General features: G+C 52.0%; 15 protein-coding genes. 7 read left to right on the top strand and 8 right to left on the bottom strand.

Going from position 1 to position 21,998, the window contains the following annotated elements; all coding sequences use genetic code 11:
- Positions 1 to 64 precede the first annotated feature (64 nt).
- The 3 genes from KW808_RS13760 to KW808_RS13750 are packed head-to-tail and all read left to right on the top strand — an operon-like array spanning position 65 to position 9,867.
- Positions 65 to 955, top strand: coding sequence for a DUF4132 domain-containing protein (locus tag KW808_RS13760; RefSeq protein WP_003862981.1), 891 nt, complete (start codon positions 65 to 67; stop codon positions 953 to 955).
- Positions 952 to 5,433, top strand: coding sequence for a hypothetical protein (locus KW808_RS13755; protein ID WP_003862983.1), 4,482 nt, complete (start codon positions 952 to 954; stop codon positions 5,431 to 5,433). Before KW808_RS13760 ends, KW808_RS13755 begins: the two co-directional genes overlap by 4 nt.
- Positions 5,434 to 5,445: 12 nt before the next feature.
- Positions 5,446 to 9,867, top strand: coding sequence for a hypothetical protein (locus KW808_RS13750; RefSeq protein WP_034983190.1), 4,422 nt, complete (start codon positions 5,446 to 5,448; stop codon positions 9,865 to 9,867).
- An 80-nt stretch (positions 9,868 to 9,947) separates the two neighbouring features.
- Here the strand turns inward: KW808_RS13750 and KW808_RS13745 are convergent, their stop codons facing one another.
- Complete coding sequence (locus KW808_RS13745; RefSeq protein WP_003862987.1) at positions 9,948 to 10,724, bottom strand: acetoin reductase; 777 nt, start codon at positions 10,722 to 10,724, stop codon at positions 9,948 to 9,950.
- 146 nt (positions 10,725 to 10,870) lie between these two features.
- Between KW808_RS13745 and KW808_RS13740 the strand changes: the two genes are divergently transcribed.
- Complete coding sequence (locus KW808_RS13740; protein WP_074495980.1) at positions 10,871 to 11,044, top strand: DUF4236 domain-containing protein; 174 nt, start codon at positions 10,871 to 10,873, stop codon at positions 11,042 to 11,044.
- Between the two features lie 25 nt (positions 11,045 to 11,069).
- On the opposite strand, the gene KW808_RS13735 is transcribed toward KW808_RS13740, so the two are convergent.
- Both KW808_RS13735 and KW808_RS13730 read right to left on the bottom strand, forming a co-directional pair.
- Complete coding sequence (locus KW808_RS13735) at positions 11,070 to 12,227, bottom strand: hypothetical protein (RefSeq protein ID WP_003862989.1); 1,158 nt, start codon at positions 12,225 to 12,227, stop codon at positions 11,070 to 11,072.
- Positions 12,228 to 12,264: 37 nt separating this feature from the next.
- Positions 12,265 to 13,146 carry an iron-sulfur binding domain-containing protein gene (locus tag KW808_RS13730; RefSeq protein WP_003862992.1) on the bottom strand — a complete coding sequence of 294 codons (882 nt, stop codon included), beginning with the start codon at positions 13,144 to 13,146 and terminating at the stop codon, positions 12,265 to 12,267.
- 66 nt (positions 13,147 to 13,212) lie between these two features.
- Here KW808_RS13730 and KW808_RS13725 point away from each other — a divergent pair, with 66 nt between their 5' ends.
- From KW808_RS13725 to KW808_RS13715, 3 genes are all read left to right on the top strand, one after another.
- Positions 13,213 to 13,836: a carbonic anhydrase gene (locus KW808_RS13725; RefSeq protein WP_003862994.1), complete on the top strand. Its 624-nt coding sequence runs from the start codon at positions 13,213 to 13,215 to the stop codon at positions 13,834 to 13,836.
- A gap of 453 nt (positions 13,837 to 14,289) precedes the next feature.
- Entirely contained in the window at positions 14,290 to 15,744 is a 1,455-nt protein-coding gene (vdh, locus tag KW808_RS13720) for a vanillin dehydrogenase (RefSeq protein ID WP_003862996.1), read from the top strand.
- 75 nt (positions 15,745 to 15,819) lie between these two features.
- Positions 15,820 to 16,509 carry a hypothetical protein gene (locus KW808_RS13715; protein ID WP_034983188.1) on the top strand — a complete coding sequence of 230 codons (690 nt, stop codon included), beginning with the start codon at positions 15,820 to 15,822 and terminating at the stop codon, positions 16,507 to 16,509.
- On the opposite strand, the gene disA is transcribed toward KW808_RS13715, so the two are convergent.
- The 5 genes from disA to KW808_RS13690 form a co-directional block, all read right to left on the bottom strand.
- Positions 16,501 to 17,601 carry a DNA integrity scanning diadenylate cyclase DisA gene (disA, locus tag KW808_RS13710; RefSeq protein ID WP_040072979.1) on the bottom strand — a complete coding sequence of 367 codons (1,101 nt, stop codon included), beginning with the start codon at positions 17,599 to 17,601 and terminating at the stop codon, positions 16,501 to 16,503. The two genes, KW808_RS13715 and disA, sit on opposite strands and share 9 nt — an antisense overlap.
- 3 nt (positions 17,602 to 17,604) lie before the next feature.
- Positions 17,605 to 18,999 carry a DNA repair protein RadA gene (gene radA / locus KW808_RS13705; protein WP_011015292.1) on the bottom strand — a complete coding sequence of 465 codons (1,395 nt, stop codon included), beginning with the start codon at positions 18,997 to 18,999 and terminating at the stop codon, positions 17,605 to 17,607.
- Positions 19,000 to 19,119: 120 nt separating this feature from the next.
- Positions 19,120 to 19,704: a hypothetical protein gene (locus tag KW808_RS13700; protein ID WP_003862999.1), complete on the bottom strand. Its 585-nt coding sequence runs from the start codon at positions 19,702 to 19,704 to the stop codon at positions 19,120 to 19,122.
- A 187-nt stretch (positions 19,705 to 19,891) separates the two neighbouring features.
- Entirely contained in the window at positions 19,892 to 21,010 is a 1,119-nt protein-coding gene (locus tag KW808_RS13695) for a sensor histidine kinase (RefSeq protein ID WP_003853863.1), read from the bottom strand.
- Complete coding sequence (locus KW808_RS13690) at positions 21,007 to 21,732, bottom strand: response regulator transcription factor (RefSeq protein WP_003863001.1); 726 nt, start codon at positions 21,730 to 21,732, stop codon at positions 21,007 to 21,009. Before KW808_RS13690 ends, KW808_RS13695 begins: the two co-directional genes overlap by 4 nt.
- Positions 21,733 to 21,998: the final 266 nt, after the last annotated feature.

The following is a 21,998-nucleotide window of genomic DNA, read 5'->3' as shown; positions in this document are numbered from 1 at the left end:
TCATGGCGGTGGCTATCCCGTTGCGGTGACTTCCTCGTTGAAAGTCAAGACGAAAAGAGCAAATATGGCTGAGTTGGCAGTTGAGTGGATTGACGCGGGGGAATATCAATTCCTGCTGGACGGGGAAGAAATCCTAGCGCGTAATGCTAAAGGAAAACAGCTCAAAACGGTTCCTGCAAAGGCTCGTAAATTACCAGAGTTTGAGCAGCTTGATGCCCTAAGAACTGCACTTTCACAGCACCGTCAGACCTGTATTGCAACAGTGAGTGCTTGGTTTCTTAACGGCCAAACAATCCCTACTCGGGTGATTTCAGCAGTGTGGCATGATCCGGCATGGCAAGCAATGCTGAAAGACGCCATCCTCAACTTCGATGGCTCCGTTGGTCTTCTTCGGGATGCAACAGCAGATTCACTGAGCTTGGTTGACCTTGATGGAGAAACCGTCAACGTGCCGGTTGATGATAACTCTGTGATTTCTTTGCCACATCCCATTTTGATGGATGACTTAAGCGACTGGCGTGAATTCGCCGTGGAGCTTAGCGTTCACCAAGGATTTGACCAACTATTCCGAGACACTTATCCCAAGCCTGCTGACGAGGCAGGGCAGCGCGAAGTTCTCGGAAAATACTCTGGCGGAGAGTATGAGAAGACAAATGTTTTGGTGGGTCGTTCCCGCGGTGGTGGATTTACCGTGGACTTTGAGGAAGGCGTTGCTGGTGTCAGCCTTGATGTGGTTGAACCGGGAATGGAAAACAACGCGGAGATTACTGCGACACTAGAGGTAATTGATTCCTACGAAGAAAGTGCATCCCTGGGTGCCCTTTATTTCACTTGGGACGGTCGAATTGTTCCAGCTGAGGAAGTTGGACCTGTCGTCTGGTCTGAAGGCGTACGAATGGCTGAGTTCGTGTTCAGCGGCCGCACCATTAAAGACAATAATGAGGAAAACAAGTGAGCGTCGATAAGATTTATGCCCTGGGAGTTGAAAACACAGACACTTCGTTGCTTAGCGCTGCCACTTACGTTGGTGGTGGACATACTATCGTCCGGCTTATTCCGGAATCTCTCATTGAAGCGGAATCGATAGCCCAGGCAACTCTTGGACTCAATTTGTTTGAAAATCATACTGTTGGAAAGGCTGAGCCTCGGGCAGTTGGTTTCCCTGCTTGGCCGATTATCCATGATCCGGATAATGCCCAGCACGCGTTGAACTTGGTAGGCGATCTGGAGTGGGCGCGTCGCCATGCAAGTAGTCAGGCAAAGAAAGTAAAAGAGCGTTTCGACGCCCTCGTTGGTGATCTTTCAAATTCTGCCCCACACTTCGTTCCGACATTGCTTGAGGAACTTGCTCGAATTTTCTCCGCTGCCGGAAATAATAGTTTTGCCAAGCAGTATTTTGGTCGGGCACGTGAGATCGAACGGGCCCACAATATTCCTGTTGATCCAGAACGACACGAAGCTGCCTTCTTGGAGTTTGCCCGATCTGGTGTTGTTGGTGCGAAAAACATGACTCAGGAAGTCACTGATGCATCGGCTAGGTTGGAGTCTCCAGCAGCTGCTTTTGAATATGTCCTGCGTCTTAATGTCGCGCGTATTCGTGCAGGTCAACAACCATATGCGTATCTTGCCAGGGACCTTCGCAAGCTCGGAGCCACTGCTGGATTAAGCGCTAAGGAAGTAGACGCTCAACTTTTTGATGGAATAGTAGGACTGTCTTCAGTTCTTAAATCCCCTGGTGGATTCTGGAAAGCAACGCGGACTCCTCTTGCAGAATGGCTGCGCTCCAACCCAGATCGAGGGGAAGCCTTTATCAATGATCAGCCACAAGAGTTTTCCAATGAAGAGTGGCTTGAATTCTTGGATGAAGCCGGAATTTGGCAACGACTCATTGCAGATGATGAAGCATTCCTCACCTGGATGCAAATAGTGCTTGGACGAAGTTCTTATGAGCTAATGAAATTTAGCCCTCGACTTCTTGGCGCCATTGAGCTCCTTGGCGATGCATTGCGTGGCACCGAAATCCAAGGGGCATATAGCCAGCTGCCTTTGGAATATGTTGACGCACTAATTGCTGCAGGCGTTAAGTGGACAGAGGCTGCTGAGTGGAAACGAAATGACGTCAACTGGCGCGGATGGGCAGAGCAAACAAGCCGAACTAGGGATTTCCAAGCGCTAGTCGCACATCCAGAAATCTCTGAGTTGGCTGCAAAATCACTAGAGGCCGGATTTGTTTCCAATTCTTTAGATCTGCTCCTTGAGGTCTCCGGCGCAAAGGAACTGCTATCCCGTTATCTCGATCTGATTGCATCACGGGTTGTTAATGCACAAGGAGCTTTTGCCGAATTAGCGCTGCTAATTAATCAGAGCTTGGTTCATCTAAATGACCCTCGCCTGATGGAACTCAATCCAGAGGCAATGAAGACCATGACTGCCTTTGATTCCCAAGCTGCGTTGAGTTGGGCGATTCGTGCTGGAATACTGGCTGAATTGGCGTGGCCTGCAATGGAAGAATCCGCGTCGAGGTTGCAAGCTGAATCACCAGATAAAGAAATCGAGTTTTATCACAGTCATCCAGACCTAATTGTGGTGTGTGGTGATCAATTTGAGGTGATCAGTGGTTCTTCAGTACGCATTACAGGAAAGCTACCAGTAGGCGCCCGAATCGAGTCTGCTTTTTCAGTTGGCGATGACGTGGTGTTTTTCTACCGCCCACCGTCAGGTTGGGAAATCCACGTGTACTGGAATGGTGGCACCGGGCAAAAAGCTAGCGATAGCAGCGGCGGATATTTCAGGTACGGATTGGGCGTAACCTTCCCGGTACCGGATGGTCGATTGACAGGCAGCGGATTGCTTAAAGTCGGAGCGACCGATAAGAACTATGGAGTCGGTGAATTAGTTTGTTCGCTGAATAGCGATCAGATTTACAAGTTTGATTATCGCGGTGGTTCCCTGTGGCTAGCCGACGCTGAAAAATTCAGTGACTGGGAAGTAAATTCAAAGATCTTGCCACACCTTGGCCTTGACGAAATCGGCATTGCACTTGGCGCGGATACTGAGGTTGGAGAGGTCGGTGAGGATGGCGAGGGTAAACTCCAGCCAACGATTTTCCCTGCCTTTGCTTCAACTAATGACAGCCTCGCCGGAACGTATAACGGCAAGCACTTTACAATCCGATCAAGTTCAGACGACACTTATCGTGCAGTGACCCCTCTGGGTAGCTTCAGCGCCCCAACGGATTTCCACTATGCGCTCAGTCGCCCAGGCGGTGGAGTATGGCTGTCGCGCGATCTAACACTTATCGATGCAGAGAGCGGTAACAACCTCAGTCGGCATTCCGGTTATCTAGACAAACTGCCAGTACACGCGGTGCACCAGCTGCAGGCCCGATCCCCCGAAACCAGCGAAGTCATGCGGTCGTGCACGCCTTCTGATGCGAAAAAGCTACTGGACGCATTGCAACCAGAACCTGAGCGCAAGGTATCGAGTGAAGCAGCTAGGGTACGTCCTTCTTGGGATCGTTACCGAGAAGAAGAGGAAGTTTCTAGCAACATTAATTCTGCTATTGGGACATCCGCATGGAAAGCAGCATCGGAATTCTTGAACTCTGAAGATCCAGTACTGGTCAGCGCTGTGGTGGAACTGGCAGTTGATAGCGCAGCTTTGGATCTGGAATTTGAACGCTTGCGAAACGAGCTGATTTCTCCCGATACAAAACCAGAGAATCGACAGCTGACATCACAGGCAGCAGCATTGTTCGTAGATTTGATTGACGGACACCACTACTTTAGTAACTACCTCGATGTTCCAGAGGCCTTTGAAACCCTTTTGGCAGGATTGCAGACTCCGGGAACTCCGGTGAAGCAAAAGAACATTACTGAATCTGCTCTTCCTGCGCTGATCGGCCATGAACGAGCCTTATTGGGAATGCTCGCTGCTCAGATCACGGAGAAGCCAGCCGTCCAGGAATTGGTTGAGCTTTTCCGAGAGTTCACAAAGGCTGGTTTGTTGTGTTCTGGCTGGCGATCAGTAGTCGTATACGCGGAACACCAAGGCTGGAAAATAGGGGAGTGGGTTGACGGTGCTTTAGCATTGGGCCCAAAGGTTTACGACGGCTATGAATTATTGGTATTTGGCGATCGACCAACGATTTCTGGCTTCCCAGTCGTGGACAACCATGACCAGCGAATTTCCGCAGAAGATTTCCTCGCAGGCTTATCTGCGATTGAAAACAATCTTGCAAATACTCGGGAAATAAATGTCGATGATTTGGCCCAAAAGACTACTTTGACACCAGAGTTTTGCGCGTATCTCCAGAGCGGAGTTACCGGACGCACAAACCAATGGGGCAGCGAGGTTGATGAGAAGCTCAACACCCTCCGCGAGACATTGGGACTAGGAGTTACTGCGTTCAATTCTGCACGTACACAGCTGCGGTCAGAACCTTGGACACTCTTGCAAACAATGTTCGCAGCTCTCGTTCCTGAATCTGATCCAGCAGCAGTAGCAACCTATCCAGATTTTGCCGCCATGGCCACTGCCTGGAGCAATGAAGTCGGCGATCTGGGACACCGAATCACAGAAAAACAGCGCAGTGCGGTAAATCGTGCCACTGAACCTCATACCAGCAACGATGAACAGCGTATTCTGCGACCGCTGGAACTTCATAAGGAAGGTTATTCTGCAGAGTTCCGCTTTATCGCACCTCTGCTTACTTTGGCAGTGAACGTGCGTGGTGACGATCCACTTCGGCCATTCATCGCTCAACAATTTGAAACAATTAAACAGTTCGTTGAGGAACACAAGGCTAAAAATCCCTATCTAAAAGAAACCGACAAAGTTGAATTAGGTGATAGCTTTGACAAAATTGGTGATTACCGCAATTGGCATGTAACTAGGGTTCTCACCGAAGGGCTTCTTGACGATCTCATCGAAGATCTCAAACACCCCTATGAAAGCCCAGCCGGTCACCCTTTGGATCCACTGGTATCAGCGCCCGAAACGGTAGCCGAAATTGCTACTACCTTGGATCTCAGCGAGGATTCTGCCCGATACTTCCTACAAGTACTCGCACTGACAGCGCCTACTGATGCATCGATCAGGGAGTGGAACTCTTGGAAGAAGAAGGACATCGATGCTGCAGCGACTCCGTTGACTGACCGCGGACTTCTCATCACCGCAAAACGCTCAGGAGCAGGGCGAACACGATTCCTTCCAGGCGGCTGGCTGGAATCTAGCGCCGGTGAAAAAGGCTTTGAGGTATGGAAAGCTCCACTGTATCTCTTGTGGAAGGATGCTAAGGTACGTCCAATTGTGCGCACTTGCCCACCATTTACCCCGCTACCTCAGCTATTTTCAGATGCCTGGGCACGCTACCAAAGCGGCGACGTCCCAGGGTACGAAGAGCTAAGAACACAGCGTTATAGAAGGCGCTAAGGAGAAACTCAAGTGGTCGTCGAAAAGCTACAGGCGTTAGGAACCCCGGACGCTGACTCAGTAACACTGTCTGCAGTCAGCTTCGTTGCTGGTGGTCGCAAGATGGTGAGACTGGTTCCCGAAGCACTACTAGCTGCAGAGACAGTAATGCAGACGACCCTTGGTTTTCTTGCGCAGGATGCGCAACCGGTTGCACGAGTGCAGCCAAGAGCATTGGGATTTCCGGCTTGGCCGATCATCACTGATCCAGACAATGCCCGGTTCGCATTGAACTTGGTCAGTGATTTGGAGTGGGCGCGAAAACACGCAAGCAGTAGTGCGAAGAAAGTACGAGACCGGTTTGATGACCGTGTTGGCGATCTCACTAGGTCCGCGCCGCATTTCGTGCCGACTTTGCTTGAAGAACTCGCACGAATTTTTATTGCTGTGCGCAACTACGATGTCGCTCGGAAATATTTCAACAGGGCACGGGAGGTTGAACGAAGCTATGGGATCTCCATTGACCCAGCACGTCATGAGGCAGCACTTCTTGAGTTTGCTCTCAGCGGTGTAGTTGGACCGAAAGAACTTACCCGGGCAGCTAAAGATACACCAGAGTTTTTCGAAGACCCAGCCCGTGCTTTTGATGCCATTGTGCGGATTAATGTCAATAGTCTGCGCGCCGGGCAGCCACTATATCCGGGTGTCTTGCGAGATTTAAGAAAGCTAGGAACGCTCGCTGGATTGAGTTCTACCGAGGCAGATGCTCGCTTTTTTGATTCCATGATTGAGTTTCGTTCAATAATCTACGCTCCAGCTGGTTTTTGGAAGACGGCCCAGGCATCACTCGCATTCTGGCTTCGGGACAATCCTGGACGCGCCGGTATTCTTCTGCAGAATCGGCCAATAGAGTTTTCGATGGAACAGTGGTTGGAATTCTTAGAAGATGCTGGCGTCTGGCAAAATTTGCTCTCCGATGAGGACGCGTTAATTACTTGGGTTCGAGCAAGACTCGCGGAAAAAGATAGGAAATCCAGATCTTTTAGTCCCCGGATGCTTGCTGCCATTGAGTTGCTGGGTACTAAGTTGGCAGGGACACAAATAGAAATTGACATTCTTGAGTTTCCCCTGGAATACCTGGATGCGCTGTGTGCGGCTGGCGTGACCTGGACGGAGGTCGGGTTTTATCCACAATGGCAGTGGGACAATTGGGTTGCACAAGAACAACACAGTCGCGACTTGGAGAGCATTGCTTCAGATCCAGTGCTTTCAAAGTGTGCGGCACTCCGTCTTGATGCAAAATTCATACAGGCGAATCTTGATCTGTTGTGTGAGGTCTCTGGCGCACGTAATTTGCTGGCGCAATATCTAGATTCCATTGCTGATCTAGTAATTAATGCTCAAGGTTCATTGACCGAATTATCGTGGATTTTTGAGGAACGGCTCAAAGATCTGGGTATCCCGCTTCTTGTGGAGGTCAATCCTGCCGCAATGGACAAGATCCTTAGCTATGATCCAGCTGCAGCACTTACTTGGTCAATTCGTGCAGGGACGTTCGCGGAACTGACTTGGCAGGTTTTTGAGGAATCGGTGTCTCGGTTGAAAGAACTAAGCCCCGAATCGAAGATCAAACTGCTCGGCACCTTCCCTGATCTTGTCGTTAATTGCGGAAAGTACTTTGAGCTTATCGACGCGCATAACGTGCGCACTCGGGGTGAGCTTCCCGATGAAGTGGAAGAGCGCCTCGCCACAGCCTATTCCATCGATGACGACGTGGCGTTTTGTTCCTACTCCAGTGGGCCACCTTTGGTGTATTGGAACGGTGACACAGTCGAGGTATCGACCGCGGATCTGTCAGTGACCTTCAGAGGGAATGATCAGATGAGTTTCCCTTACGCTGGTGGACGCCTCACCGCAGCTGGACTGGTCACTGTAGGGTCGCTGGATTTAAAGACCTACTGTGGTGGTTTGGTCTGCAGCCTTCACGATGACCGAATCTTTAGATTTGATCGGGAACGAACTGCGCAGTGGCTCTCGGAGGAGCAAAGATTCAGTGATCCAATCGATGTACACGAAGTAGTAGATGCGCTGGGGGTAGCGGATCTGGGCGTGAATCTGGACAATCCTAGTGAGATTCAACCTTCCATATTCCCGGTATTTCCAGAAACTAAAGGGAGTCTGGCAGGAAATATTAACGGCAAACATGTCAGGATTATTTCTCGACATGATGAGATCCACCAAGTGGTCACTCCTCTAGGGGTCTTTGAATCCCCAGCGAAGTTCAAACAGGTCTTAGCTCGTCCTGGTGGAGGATACTGGTTGACTGATTGGAAGCAACTGCGTGATGCCTCTTCAGATCTGTGTTTAAGTATCTATGGGGGAAACCTTGTATATATGCTTGATGGCATCGATCATCTTCACCACTTGAGACCTCGAGATGAGGCAGCAAGTGTAAAGATGCGCAACTGCAATGTTGCTTCAGCTCAAGTGCTTTTAGGCGCAGTAGAACCAAATATGGAACGGAAAGTCGCTGGACAATCGATATTGTCGGGGAGCTATCCGTCCGATGTGGAACAAGTAGACGCTGAACCGGGAACTTCAGTTTGGAGCGCAGCTGCGGACTTTTTGGACTCCGAAGATCCAGTGCTTGTCTCTGCTGTTGTGAATATGGCAGAAGATGCAGTCGCGCTTGGACGGATGTGGGATTCACTGCGTGAATCTTTGGTTACGCCGGTGAAAGAGCCGATCGAACCAGTAATTGAAGATTTTGAACCAGAGACCTCGATATTGCTTATGGATCTCATTGGCGTTCGTATGCACAAGAGCCGTCGCTCCGTGTTGGATTTTTTTGGGCATGTGAAAGAGATTTTGGAGAATCCGGGCGAGCAGGCCACAGGTCTACTGTATGGCCAATTTTCGGCGCTTTCGATCATGGGGAGTGAACGTGAGTTGCTAGGTCGGATTGCAGCGCCCAAGCTTAATCCTCTCAGCATTCGTCCTATAATTGGCATTTTCCGAGAGTTGGTCAGTATGGGAATACTGTGTGGAAAGTGGCGAATCGTGAGTGTGCGCTGCGATAAGAGACTTTGGAAACAAGGGGATTGGGTTGAGGGATCGTTTGCAATCTCCGGCGAGGTCGGTCGCAGAGTTTTTAGTGGTTCCCTCCTTACCCAAGACGATATTCAAGAAGTAGCTGGTGTACCGGTATATGAGAATATGGGTGGACAGATCTCAGCTGCCGAGTTTCTCAGCGCGTTGACCGCCCTAGAAAAACGGCTGGATTCTGGGGTGGTTCCCGATATTTCTGATGGAGTTTCACAATTGTTGTCCGGAACTACCTTGCCTGAAGAAGCGTGTATTTACCTTGCAGGTGGACCTGTGCTGTTTAGGGGATCTCCAGACAGTCCAGCAAGCATCGCCCACCGTGATGCATTGGGACTTAAATTGGGGGAATTTCGGGCTGCTAGGCAACGTCTGATTTCGGTAAGGCCAGATCTCATGAGCGAAATGATCGTTGCTTCAGTTCCAGAAAACCCTGCGGAAATCGCAGCGGGGCTTGATTATCCTGCAATGGCTGCCGTGTGGCGTAGTCGCACCAACGACGCCGGGCATCGAATCACTAAGCAAGAGCGGACCGCATTGGAAAGAGCAGTGGATTCGAGGGACTCTGCGGAAGTAGAAAAGATCTTGCGCCCCTTGATCTTTGAAGATGACTTCTACCGTGCTCGATATGAATTTGTTGCTCCACTGCTTACCCTTGCTGCTCTTCGTCGCAGCGATGATCCAATCCGACCTTTCATCGCGGAGCAGTTTGATCGTCTCCGGGATCATATTGATCAATGGTCAGTGGATCAAGATTTTGTTCAGAGTATCTCTATATGCGAGTTAGGTGCAGAGTTCTCGGTGATTAAAGATGATCGTGAGGTACATGCGCTCCGAGTACTTAGCGAAGGGCATCTCGATGGTCTTATCGCAGATCTGCGCACTACTTATGAATCGCCACCTGGTCATCCTTTTGATCCCATGGTTTCTGCACCTGAAGTGGTGGAATCAGTGATGAGTTCCTTGAATGTACCCCAGGATGCGGCTCGCTATTTCCTCCAAGTACTGACACTGACAACTCCGTCGGATGCTTTAGTTCGGGAATGGAATGCGTGGCAGAAGAAGGAAATTGATCAAGCAGCTGCCCCTTTGACTGAGTTGGGAGTACTTGAGGTAGGGAAACGCCCGGGAGCAGGACGAACACGTTTCTTGCCCGGTGGCTGGTTAGATTCAATTGTCAGTGAAAAGGGGATGGAGGTGTGGAAAGCGCCGCTTTACCTGTTGTGGGAAGACGCACGGATGCGTCCAGTGGTGAAATCTTGCCCACCGTTAGTGCCGATGCCACAGCTCTTTTCTCGTGCTTGGGAACGGTATAAGTCAGGTGATGTTCCACAATTTGAGGAGCTGAAGTAATTCGCAGTCTGGGCGACTGGTTGAATAGCTAATCCCCGCGCAGATTAGTCAAGAATACGCGGGGGATTAGCAGATAAAAACTAGTTGTAAAGCATGCCGCCGTCGACAAGCATGACCTGTCCGGTGACGTAGTTGGAGTTTTCTGAAGCCAGGAAGGAAACGAGTCCGGCTACATCTTCGGGGACAGATGGTCGGCCCAGCGCGATGGAGGAGGAGTACTCCTTGAAGTTCTCACCAATTGGTTTGCCGTTGATCTTGGAAAGTTCAGCATCGATCTGCTCCCACATTCCGGTACCCACGATGCCAGGTGCATATGCGTTGACAGTGTGGCCCTTCGGAGCAAGTTCTTGAGCAGCAGCCTGGGTGAGGCCACGAACCGCGAATTTGGTGGTGGAGTAGGCGCTCAAGATTGGGAAACCTTGGATAGCAGCGACTGATGCAGCGTTGATGATCTTGCCTTTTACGCCAAGCTCATCGAACTTTCGGGATGCTGCTTGAATACCAAAAAATACGCTAAAAACGTTCACGGAGTAGATCTGCTTTAGGTCTTCTTCGGTGACTTCCAGAAGTGGCTTAATTTGTGCGATGCCGGCGTTGTTTACTAGCACATCGAAGCCGCCAAGTTTCTCTGCTGCCTCATCAATTGCACTGTCGAAATTAGCCTTATCGGTGACATCTAATCCAACGAATACAGCCTTTTGACCTGCAGCTTCAACCAACTTGATGGTCTCTGCAGCTTGTTCTTCCTGTTGTGGCAGGTCGGCTACGGCAATATCGAAACCATCTGCTGCCAGCTTCTCTGAAATTCCACGACCGATGCCTTGTGCACCACCGGTAACCATTGCAACTTTGCTCATGACACTTCCTCTTGCTTCCTCAAAATAGATTCTCAAGATTTAAGGCCTTATACAGTTTGTCGAACCTTCAAAGGCCCTCGGTCGCCACAATAGGCCGGCAAAAATATTTCTGCACACACCATGTGATGAAGATTATGCTGGTTCACATGGGGCTGAATTATCGGAAAATTATTAAGACCGGAAAAGGCAGTTGGCTGAATGTTTCCAAGTCTGGTGTTTCCGGATCGAAGCGAATCGGGCCGGTGACTATTAATTCGCGTGGTGGAATCTCAGTGAAGTTGCCTGGCGGTTTGAACTATCGCGGCAGGTGGAAGAAATAACGGCATACACACTTCCGTCCAAAATCTAACTCTTACAACCCAGTGAGTAGTTTGGGTCAATTGGCAAGATGGTTTCGATGATGATCGACGGTTCTGGCTTAGGTTTCCGAGCTGTAAGCAGTTGGTTGAAACCAGTGAGCGAGAGCTGATCTGAAGTGCATGTTGGATCATTCAAGTCGATTTCAAGAAGGCTTTCCCCGGAATCCCCGGCAGTAACCACGTATGCACGGTCGGAATCGAAAGTTATGGAAACCGGATGCTTGCCGTAGAGGTCAATGGATTGTGCGTAGACGATTTTTGCTTGGGGAATATTGATGCGTGTCAGCATCCCAGTTGACGTAAAAGCGAAGTAGTCTTCGCCGGAAACTGTATCGAATCGGGCGCGGTCCGGAGTTTCATATGCACGTAATTTTCTTATGGATTCGGCAGGGCTTACCTCGTCTTTTACATAGATGATGTCTTCTTCTGAAACTATATAAGCGCTTGGATCTTCGCAAGACAGAATAATTGGGGCGGAGGGCCGATCCGGGAAATTCCACTCAACGTCAATTTCACTGAGTTCTCCGTCGGCCTGGAGAGTCACGATGCGTGCTGAGCCGGGGCCCATTGGATCTTCCATTCCGCGGTCAGGGAAATATTCGACCCACCGTGTGGATCCGTCATCGCATGCAGTAAGCGCGAAGTGCCGCTGATCTGTCATTGCGGAAGCTGATGTTTTCTCAGTTGCGGAGACGATGCGGTGTCTATATGGGGCTTCAGCTGTTCCTTCATTGAAGGAGAAGGCAACTGATTTATGCAGTGGAGACCTAGCTGATTGAGTTTGCATTCCAACACCAAGCCTGGCCACTTCGTTTCGATAAACTTCCTTTAGAGAAGCGTCGACAACTACCAAAGAATCTCTATCGGGTGCGATGAATCCGTTTCCTAATCGATGGATCGACGGAAAGTATGTGGGAGCGAGTTCTTGGAAAATTCCTCCCGAGCCATCTGCAGATAAAGCGAAGAGGTTTGCAGCGTGATTCGGACTTAGGTTCTTAATTGGATCAATGGAGATACCAATGAACACCGGATTATCGATCGTTTCAGGTTCTGCGGGCGTACTACAACCAGTGGCAACAACGCCAACGATTCCCGCAGTTAAGGCAGCGAGCATGGCAAACTTACGACGAGAGAGACCAAGCATTACTTAAACCTACTGTTTTTTGCAGGCGCGCAGTGTTTTATCGTGGCAGGTGGAAATAACCCGCCTCATCTTGTTCCGCGAGTCCGTCCTCAATGAGCGAAAACAGCGCCCGGGAGCGTTGGGCATCGTCAGGCCACACGACATCAATTGCGGATAGTGGCACAGGTGCGGTGGCTTTGCGCAGCACGTCCATGATCAGGCCGCGGACTTGTCGGTCGGTTCCCACAAATTTCTGCACCCGCTTTTTCGCTGAAGCCAGCTCCTCTTCACTCGGGGAGGGACAGCCAAGTTTTTGCCATTGACACTGGTCAAACAGTGGGCAGGTGTCACACTTTGGGGAAGTGGCCGTGCAGATAAGAGCACCCAACTCCATTATTGCGGCAGAGAATTCTGGGGCGTGAGTGTTGGGAAGGAGAAGGGAGACGTCGATAAGCTCTTGCTTTTTCGCAGGCCCCGCAAGGTAACGTCCGGCTACCGCGCGCTGGTACACGCGACGCACGTTCGTGTCGACCACCGGCACGCGCTGCCCAAAATGAAACGCCGCGACCGCGCGCGCCGTGTAATCACCGATCCCCGGCAACGCGAGCAGCGCCTCCACCGTATCCGGCACCTCGCCGGCATGCTTTTCGACGATCACCTCTGCACATTCCTTCAACCTCAGCGCCCTACGTGGATAGCCCAACTTGCCCCACGACCGCAAAATCTCATCGGTGCTCGCATTCGCGAAATCTTCCGGAGTGGGCCATTTTTCCATCCACTCACGCCAAATCGGCTCGACTCGCGCGACGGGAGTTTGTTGGCTCATCACCTCTGAAAGGAGAATTCCCCATGCTGAAGTATTGGGATCACGCCACGCAAGATCGCGGGCATTTGCTCTAAACCACACGAGCAGGGCTGTTTGAAAAGCTGTAAATGACATGACCTAAATGATTGTACTGACTGGCACTTTAGGTCATATGTCACACCGAGTGGAATAATAGAGCTTATGCCTTTGCGTAATGTTGATAGAACTCCGCCCGCAGTATGGGAAGCATTGCTTGCCGGAAACGAAAGATTCATCAGTTTCAACGAAGATCGACCAAACCAGGACGCCCCGCGCAGAAGAGAACTTCGCAATGGACAAACGCCTGCAGCTGTTGTTATTTCCTGTTCAGATTCTCGAGTGCCAGTTGAGATTATTTTTGACGTCGGTCTCGGTGACCTCTTTGTTGTCCGTACTGCCGGAGAAATCCTCGACCAAGCAGTGCTTGCGTCCATCGAATACGCCACTGAATCCATCGGCGTTCCATTGGTTATCGTCATGGGCCACGAATCCTGTGGTGCAGTTGCAGCAACTGCAGAAGCACTTGAAGGCGGTGCACTTCCCGGAGGCTACCAACGAGTTTTGGTAGAAAAGGTTGCACCATCCATTCTAGAAGCCAAGGCAGAGGGCCTGAGCTCCATCAAGGAATTCGAGGAACACCACGTTGTGGCAACGGTAAACCAACTGTTGTCCCGTTCTCCAGAGATTCATCAGAAGGTCGAAACCGGTGAGTTGGGAATCATTGGTTTGCGCTACCGACTCTCTGACGGTCGTACTGAACCTGTAATTAGCAAGAACGTGGGTTAGTTTTCGGTCTGAGATTGCCTATGATCGGTGATTTGGGGGCCGTGGGCAGTGTGGTTTGGTAGTTCGGGGGACTCAAGTTAGAGAAACCAGACAGGCGTGCCAAGACTCTGGGTTTTTTCCAGGTTTTGGAACGCCTGTCAGGTTTAGAGGTTTAGAGATTGAGAACCGGTTGGGAACCGGACACAGGTGCCAGAAGTTCGGCTTTTTAGGTAATCTTGGCACGCCAGTTTGATCGCTGTGGAAACTATCACAATTCCCGTCCTGAACAGCGAAAAAGTGACCTCGCAGAATCGATTCCAACGGCGATGAACGCCACTCAGCCCTATGGCCCTTTTGGAAATCCAGGCCCGCAAATCGACCTCTAGGGCAGCAGTGATTGATTTCATAAAAATCACAAGTTTGTAACTAAAGGTACAGTTGGTGAAGTATCCACAATCAACTTTAGGAGACATTGTGACTGCAACATTTGCTGGAATCGACGCCACCAAACACCTCATCGGAGGCCAGTGGGTGGAGGGAAACTCGGATCGAATTTCCACCAATATCAATCCTTACGACGATTCCGTAATCGCCGAAAGCAAACAAGCTTCCATTGCTGATGTTGATGCCGCATATGAGTCCGCGAAGAAAGCCCAGGCAGAATGGGCCGCGATGCCAGCTGCGGAACGATCTGCCATCATCTACCGTGCGGCTGAACTTCTTGAAGAGCACCGGGAGGAAATCGTGGAATGGCTGATCAAGGAATCCGGCTCGACGCGTTCCAAGGCTAATTTGGAAATCACTTTGGCAGGAAACATCACTAAAGAATCGGCTTCATTCCCTGGTCGTGTGCATGGTCGAATTTCTCCTTCGAATACTCCGGGTAAAGAAAACCGTGTGTACCGCGTAGCCAAGGGCGTTGTCGGAGTGATTAGTCCATGGAATTTCCCACTGAACCTCTCGATCCGCTCGGTTGCTCCGGCACTAGCCGTGGGCAACGCTGTAGTGATTAAGCCTGCGAGTGATACCCCAGTTACTGGTGGTGTAATTCCTGCACGAATCTTTGAGGAGGCCGGAGTTCCTGCAGGCGTGATCAGCACGGTTGCGGGCGCAGGATCTGAAATCGGTGATCACTTTGTCACCCACGCCGTGCCAAAGCTGATTTCTTTCACCGGTTCAACCCCAGTCGGTCGTCGTGTCGGTGAGCTGGCAATTAATGGTGGACCAATGAAAACTGTTGCACTAGAGCTCGGTGGCAACGCGCCGTTCGTTGTGCTTGCCGACGCCGACATCGACGCCGCTGCCCAGGCTGCCGCAGTTGGCGCTTTCCTACACCAGGGACAGATTTGTATGTCAATCAACCGAGTCATTGTTGATGCTGCAGTTCATGATGAATTCCTAGAGAAGTTCGTTGAAGCAGTGAAGAACATTCCAACCGGCGATCCAAGCGCAGAAGGAACCCTTGTTGGACCTGTCATTAATGACAGTCAGCTCAGTGGCTTGAAGGAAAAGATCGAGTTGGCCAAAAAGGAAGGGGCAACCGTCCAGGTTGAAGGGCCAATTGAAGGCCGACTGGTTCATCCGCATGTGTTCTCTGATGTCACCTCTGACATGGAAATCGCTCGTGAGGAAATCTTCGGACCTCTCATCAGCGTGCTGAAGGCCGATGATGAGGCACACGCAGCAGAGCTGGCCAATGCTTCCGACTTTGGTTTGAGCGCGGCAGTGTGGTCGAAGGATATTGATCGTGCAGCCCAGTTTGCTCTGCAGATTGATTCCGGCATGGTTCACATCAATGACCTCACCGTCAACGATGAACCACACGTGATGTTCGGTGGTTCAAAGAACTCTGGCCTCGGACGCTTCAACGGCGATTGGGCGATCGAGGAGTTCACCACAGATCGATGGATCGGCATCAAGCGGAGCTAATTGCTTTTCGACGTTATCCCGCACTCAACACGCCCAAAACGCTAATCCGCTGAACAGGCCGATGAAAGTAATAGAGTGTTCTGTGTGGGAACGCCGAGACATAATGAAGTCATTTACAAGCGCCGCCGCATGGCAGCGCTCCTAGTTCTGCTCGTCGTGATTGCCTTGATTATCTGGGCAGTCGTCGCGCTTCGAGGTGGATCATCGGAGCCTGAGGAAGAGCAGCCAACTAATGCTGTAGTGACCTCCTCAATGGAATCTTCCACGACGTCTAGTTCTTCTTCTAAAGAATCCACGACTGAAGCCACCACAGAAGAAGAGACTTCCAGTGCTGAACCAACCGCAACATCCACCGTTGCAGCAGATGCAAAAAAGACCTGTGAGCTTAGTGACTTGGTGATTTCCGCAAGCACTAATCAGCCGACTTTCTCAGGTTCTGCGCAGCCAGAATTATTTATGGCTGTGCATAATCCGACTGCTGTTGATTGCGAAATTGACCTCGAGGAGAACAAACTCCGTTTCGAGGTATACAACCTCGCGACCAACGCACGAATCTGGTCTGATGTCGACTGCAACCCTGCAGTTGAAGACGGCACGAGCGTGTTCCCTGCCGGCGAGGATCGCTACTTCCAGGCAACATGGTCTCGTACCACTTCAGCGCCAAACCAGTGCAACAACCGCACTGATGTCCCCGCCGGTGGCTACTACTTGCACACTGTGGTCGGTAATAACCCTTCACCAGCGGTGACCTTTAACCTAACTTAAGCGTCCAAGTCCGTCGGTGATGTGGCGTGCCCACAGTGAGCCAACACCATCGACTGCACTTAGATCCTCTACTGACGCATTGAGCAGCGCATCCAAATTGCCGAATTCCACGATGAGTTTATCCATGAGGAATTTTTGCACTCGAGGAATTCTGTTGAGCGTGCGGTAGCCGCGAGGAGCGACTGGCTCATCAAGTGCTTCCTCGGTCGGTGGCAGTCCAAGAACACGCGCGATGTTCGCAGGATTCAGCAGAGCCTTATCATCTAAATGTGAGATCGCTTCGAGGGCTGCGTAGATTTCCTCATCTGCAGGAATGCCGTCGGTGACGAGGTAATCAGCAATGATTGATTCACGTTCGCGGTCATTATCGCCACGTAATTCGCTGAGCTGGATCTGAATCTCCTTGGCGTCTTTGCCTAGTTCAAGAACATCGCCATCAATGATTTCACCCACTCGTCGCAGCATTTCCTCGCGCTGAATGACAGAAACAACATCAATCACGGTGACATAGCTGTGGAGTTCAGCCAGGTGAAGGCGGTTATTGACCTGATCGAGACGATCGCGGTAGCGCTCCATTGTTCCCAAAGCTTGGTTGGCGCGGTTAAGCAGGGCAGCTGGCTGCTCCAACATGTGGGATTTGCCCTCGACATAGAGAGTGATGGTGTTTTGTGATTCGGATACCGCAATCACTGGCACACCGGTGTGAAGCGCGGTGCGTTCTGCAGAACGGTGGCGGGTGCCGGACTCCTGGGTTGGCCAGGTTGGTGAAGGCAGCAGCTGAACATTGGCGCGTTTGATACGCTCAAGGTCGGAAGACAAGATGACAGCGCCATCCATCTTGCACAGCTCGCGGAGTCGGGTTGCAGCAAACGAAACGTCGAATTCAAAGCCGCCGTCGCAGATCGAGGAGACGTTTTCATCATCACCAATGACGATTAACGCGCCGGTGTGTCCTCGGACGATGCGGTCTAAGCCATCGCGAAGTGGTGTGCCTGGGGCGAGGCGCTGCAACGTTCCTTTGAGGGTGTGCACATCCTGAGTTCCAGTGGAAAGGGCATCTGGGTTTGATACAGGAGTGGTTGTTGGTGTCATGCTTTATAAGCTTACTGCTGCAAGTGCTTCGGCAAGTGTTGAAGCTTCGATGACTCTCAGGCTTGTTTGTTTGATGCCTGAGCCTCCGGGGATGACTGCTTTTTCATAACCTAAACGTTCCGCCTCGGCTAGTCTGCGGTCAACGTTTGGAACACGGCGGATTTCTCCGGCTAAGCCGACTTCACCGAGTACCACTGTTTTATCTGGTAGTGGTTTCTTGGCTAAAGCCGAGGCAGTAGCGAGCGCGACAGCGAGGTCTGTTGCTGGTTCGCCAACTTTCATGCCACCAACGGTTGCCACGTAAGCGTCTTTTCCTTGGGTTTGGCGTCCGGCGCGTGCGGATAACACCGCAAGGACCATGGGGACCCGATTGGCGTCGAGGCCCGTGACGACCCTGCGTGGATTCTTGGAGGGGGCGTCGACAAGCAAGCTTTGAACCTCCGCTAATAGCGGGCGCACGCCATCCATGGCGACGGTGACCGCGGTGCCGTCTGGGGTAGAGCCGCGGTGGGAGAGGAAGAGTCCGGAGGGATCGGGGACTTCTTTGATGCCGTCGGATTGTTGTTCGAAGCAGCCGACTTCATCGGTGGCACCGAAGCGGTTTTTGATGCCACGGAGCATTCTTAAGGAGGAGTGGCGGTCACCTTCGAAGTTTAAAACGACGTCAACGAGGTGTTCAAGGACGCGTGGACCTGCGACGTTGCCGTCTTTTGTGACGTGGCCTACCAAGAGAATTGGGATTCCGGAGGTTTTCGCAAGCGTGGTGAGCGCGGCTGTGACAGCGCGAGATTGCGCGACACCGCCCGCAACGCCTTCAACGCCAGCGGCATGCATAGTTTGCACGGAGTCCACGATGAGGAGGCTCGGTTTCACTTGGTTAACGTGGCCGAAAACCACATCCAGATTGGATTCAGCAGCAAGATAAAGGGTGTCTTTGACAGCTGCGGTGCGCTCAGCGCGAAGACGCACCTGACCTGCGGATTCCTCCGCGGTGACATACAGCGCGGTGCGGGTCCCGTCGCCCTCTTTCATTGAAGCCCAACGGCTTGCGACCTCAAGCAGCAAAGTGGATTTACCAACACCGGGCTCACCGGCCATGAGTACGACGGATCCTGGCACGATGCCGTTACCGAGTACGCGATCTAACTCTCCAATACCAGTGGAAATGCTTGTGGCCTGGGAAGCAACGATCTTACCGATGGGCACTGCCGGGGAGGTAGGGGTCAAGCCTGCCGGCGCAGCACCCGACACAGCAGCACGAGCCGCACCACCGGACTCACCGACTGTGCGCTCTTCCATGGAACCCCAAGAACCACATTCAGGGCAGCGCCCCAACCACTTTGGGCTGGAATAACCACATTCAGAACACTCGTGTACGCTGCGAACCTTTTTTGCCATGCCCCTACCTTAAACGGTGGGGTGGACATGAAGGGAAATGGTGTTCGAAAAGGGGTGAAAAAGAACCGCCCACCTCCAACAATTCATTGGAAGTGGGCGGTTCAAGCAGCTTTGAGAGGCTTAGTGGTTGCTTGCCTCTGCAGTGTCTCCGCCGACCTCGCGGTTTTCTACGCCTGACTCGAGGACAGGTGCGGAAACGGTGGCGTCGATGGTGATCGCACCGGTGTCGAAGACGAACTCAACTGGCACGACTCCGCCGTATGCGAAACCTGGGTTGTCCAGGGAAGTTGCTACGTGCTGGATGCAGCCAACTTCTGGCTCCTCGATCAGATCCAGTTCGGACTGGATGTCTGCAACGAGGGAGCAGTTGCGCTCGATTGGCTCTGCATCATCAAGCTCAACCTCTTCGCCGTCAACGGTGACGGACTCAAGGGTGTGAGAAGTGTGAGAGGTGTCCTGGTTGATGGCGGTGAACTTTACTCCAGCTTCGCCGTCGGTGGTGAGGTGCACGGTTACATCACGCACCAGAACTGGGTCGTTCGCGGAGCCTGCCTGGTTGCCATCAACTGCTGCAACCTGGCTTGAGGTCTGGGTGATCTGTCCGGCACTGCAGGATGCAAGCGCAAGAGCTGACGCAGCAGCCACGGTCACGAGCGCGCCACGACGGGCAGCCAAGTTCAGGGACTTCACGGATTCGTCCTCCATTGGTTTTAAGAAATTCCAGGATTTATCCAGAAAAATCTGGATATGCTGCTCACAACCCTAGTCCGTTTAAGCGCATTCACACAGTCGGTTGATTAAACGGAGGGTGTAAACGGGGGCAAACAAAAGGGGCATAAATCTTAAATGTGGATTGTTCAAGGGTGGAGGGAAGCGTCGAAAAGCAATTTTTTTAATTGCTTAAAAGGGGTAGTCGGATGGTGAATTTCGCGCCTTTGCCCAGGCCAGCGGATTCTGCGGTTAATGTGCCGCCTTGCGCTTCGATGAGTGCGCGGGAGATGGTGAGGCCGATTCCGGAGCCGGATTGGTCGTCGGAGTCGGATCGTTTGGCGCGGAAGTAGCGTTCGAAGACGTATTTTACGTGTTCAGGGGCGATTCCTTCGCCGTTGTCTATGACTTCGATGACGATGGTTCCCACGCCTTGGCGCAGGACGCGGACGTGAACTTTCCCACCGGCGGGGGTGTGCCGCAAGGCGTTGGAGAAGAGGTTGGCCATGACTTGGGCGAAGCGTTGGCTATCAACGCGGATGAGTTCGGTGGAATCGCTACCTGTGACTTCCAGGGCCACGCCTTTTTCTTGGTAGGAACCTGCGGCGGCTCCGGCGGCATTGTGGATGAGACCACCGATGGCGACGGTGCTGTAGACCAGGTCGAAGCGGTGTTCTTGGGCTCTAGAGACATCATCAAGATCTGATGTGAGGCGGGAAAGCCGGCCAAGTTGCTCGGCGAAAACTGCGTGGGTGTCGGCATCCCACTCCACCATGCCGTCCTGCAAACCGTCGACATAGACTAGGAGGACGGAGAGGGGTGTGTTCATTTCATGGGATAGATCGGAGAGCATGTTTCGGCGGAGTTCTTCTGTGTGTTCGAGCTGATCCGCCATGGAATTGAAGGCGAGAGATAGAGCAGCGACCTCTTTATCCACATCGGAAATGGGTACGCGCACCTGATAGTCGCCGGAGCTCATGGCAGTTGCAGCCCGGGACAGTCGCCACAACGGCTGACCCAGGCGGTGGGAAAGCCAAAAACTCACACCAATGGAGCTCAACACTGCGGTGGGAAGTGCCGCTGCGAGGGCAATGTAATTGGCGTCCCGGTAGGCCTCCTGAATGTGGAAATCCGTCTGGCGGGGATCAATCGGGCCGGAAAGATCCAGGTGAGAATTGAAAATTGCAGGCCCTACCAAGGCAGCCACAATCAGGGCGGCCAGCAGACTGATCAACACCACAGCAAGCTGCGCGGTGAGCAGACGAAAAGTCAGGCTGTGGCGAGCTGGGATGAGGGCTGTCATTTGAAGGCCATCCGGTAGCCAACACCTCGGATGGTGTCGATGAAATGTGAACCAGGGGCAGGTTTTTCCAGCTTGCGGCGCAGATTTCCAATGTGCACGTCAACGATGCGTTCATCGCCAACCCAGGTGGTATCCCACACTTGGCTGACCAAATCACGCCTAGACACTGCCTCTCCCGGTTTGTGCATGAGGGCTTGAAGCAGCTCGAATTCAGTGCGGGTCAGTGTCACCCCAACGCCTTTGACAGTGACTTCATGCGCCAAGGTGTCCAGCTCAATGTGGCCATAAGTCAAGGTCAAACCATTTTGGATGGTTTCATCGATTTTTCGAGGGCGACGCATTACTGACTGGATACGAATGACAAGTTCGCGGATATTAAACGGCTTGGTGATGTAATCATCAGCCCCAATTTCCAAACCTGTAATCCGATCCCGCTCTGAACCCCTGGCGGTGAGCATTAGGATGTAGCAATCGGTGAACGCGCGGATGCGTTTGCACACTTCCAAACCATCAAGACCAGGCAGCCCAAGATCCAAAATGACCACGTCGGGGCGCAGGTGGGCGACCTTATCAGGAGCGGCAGCGCCGTCGTGGATCGTGGTGGTATCGAAACCCGCTTTGCTTAGATAAAGCGAAATCATGCGAGCAAGGGGGCGCTCATCTTCAACGATCAGCACCCTGCCGGAAAGGGTTTCATTTAGCGCGGGGGAGGGGTTCGTCATGGTTTCAAGTATGGCCTTTTCTGTTTCCTGATTAACAACAGGAGCAGAAACGGCTGCCTTGGCCTCGGCCGCTCAACCGTAGATTGCGGGTGGAGGGCCGCGTCGAAAAGCATTATCCCTGCGCCTCAAGGCGCTGAAGTTACGTTAAATATGGTAGAATTCCATAGGTTAAAGCCTGCCCCGAATTCGATTGAAATTTGAGGGGTAGCACAGCAGGGTGAAGTATTAAATAGGTCGCTTGCATGGACAATGCGGGCGCCACCGGC

It is taken from the genome of [Brevibacterium] flavum, assembly GCF_019317305.1.
In the GTDB taxonomy this organism is placed as follows: domain Bacteria; phylum Actinomycetota; class Actinomycetes; order Mycobacteriales; family Mycobacteriaceae; genus Corynebacterium; species Corynebacterium glutamicum.
The sequence above is the reverse complement of the archived record's forward strand: the minus strand, read 5'-3'. Positions and strand labels throughout refer to the sequence as shown.